Genomic DNA, 1,757 nt, shown 5'->3' with positions numbered 1-1,757 from the left:
TTTCCGTTTTTCTTTTTCCAAGAGACCTGCTATAGCAAAAAGTCAAAACTTTTTTCTCAAAAAAATATAAAAAAGTATCTAAAGCGTAATAAAAAACTTGGATGATGTAAAGGATCAAAAACTCAAATGTCGTAGCAAAATGATAATGTCCTATGTGAGCAATATAGAAATGTCCTATCGTAAATAAATTTGTTAAGATGTCATAATGCATTTTAACAACAATAAAAATGGACAATCTAATCACATTAAGCATGAAAGAATTACAACGTTATGAAGTTGCTCAAAAGCTAATAAAAAAACAAATAAGCGAAGATGAAGCACGCAAATCAATGGGGCTAAAAAGTGTCAGACAAGTCCGCAGAATAAAGCAGAAGGTTATAAAGGATGGTGCCCAGGGAATAATCCATAAAAGCAGAGGAAAGGCTAGTAACCGAAAATTAAAAGAGGAATTTATAAAAGAAGTAATGCAAATAATAAATGAAAAATATCATGATTTTAAACCAACATTTGCGGCAGAAAAATTATTGGAAAATCATAACTTAAGAATAAACAAAGAAAGTTTACGGCAATTAATGATTAAGGAAAAACTATGGAAGCCTAAATCAAGAAAAAGACCAAAGCAAAGACATACCTGGAGACCTAGAAGAAGTAATTATGGAGAGATGCAGCAATTTGACGGATCATATCATAAATGGTTTGAAGATCGAGGAGAAGAAGCATGTTTACTAGTTTCGATAGATGATGCCACAAGTAAAATAACAGAAGCCAAATTTGATAAAAATGAAGGAGTAGTAGCAGTATTTAAGTTTTGGCTTCAATATTTTAAAAAGAATGGATTACCACTTTCAATATACCTTGATAAATTTAGTACTTATAAAATCAATCACAAGTTAGCAGTAGATAACAAAGACTTATTAACACAATTTCAGAGAGCAATGAAACAAGTAGGGATTGAAACAATTACAGCGCACAGTCCTCAAGCCAAAGGAAGAGTAGAAAGAGCTTTTGGGACATTACAAGATCGATTAACAAAAGAATTAAAATTAGCTAATATTTCAAGCATAAAAGAAGCCAATCAATTTTTAAAAACTTATATTCCAAAATTCAATCAAAAATTTAGTGTAGTACCTAAGAACCAAGCTAATTTACACAAAGAAATTGATAAACAGACAGAAAAAAAACTACCCCAAATATTTTCCAGACAATTAGAAAGAAAGGTAAATAATGATTATACAATTATGTTTGAAAATGGCTTCTATCAACTAAATGAAATACAGCCAACAACAGTTTTTAAAAAAGATACTGTCATTATGGAGAAACATCTGAACGAGGAAATAAAAATTTGTCTTAATGGACATTATCTCAAATATGAAGTTTTACCGGAAAGACCCAAAAAACAAAATATTAAACTTTGTGCTTTAACCAGACAAAAATCCGGGTATATACCTCCAAAAGATCATATATGGAGAAAGTTTAATTATTCAACTAAAAGTGCTCAAAAAAACAAATTAGAGTTAACGTCAGTTTAATTATTAAAAGAAAAGCTAAGAAATATGGTAAGTTTTTCTCCTCCTTGCTATTAAAATCTTACCACAATTTTATCCACACAAACTCAATTAATTTATACTACTACTCACATATTTATTTATGAAAAATAGGACATTTCTACTTTGCTCAGGATAGGACATTTCTACTTTGCTTTGACAGCATAAAAAAAGGACATTTCTACTTTGCTAAACATAGGACATTTCTAAATT

1 protein-coding gene is annotated in these 1,757 nt (G+C 29.5%); it reads left to right on the top strand.

From position 1 onward, the window contains the following. Positions 1–251 precede the first annotated feature (251 nt). Positions 252–1,529 (top strand): ISNCY family transposase, encoded by a 1,278-nt coding sequence (locus U9R42_13440; GenBank protein ID MEA3497024.1) that lies wholly within the window; start codon positions 252–254, stop codon positions 1,527–1,529. Positions 1,530–1,757: the final 228 nt, after the last annotated feature.

The sequence above is a fragment of the Bacteroidota bacterium genome (assembly GCA_034723125.1).
In the GTDB taxonomy this organism is placed as follows: domain Bacteria; phylum Bacteroidota; class Bacteroidia; order CAILMK01; family JAAYUY01; genus JAYEOP01.
This window is presented reverse-complemented; position numbering and strand designations above follow the sequence as displayed.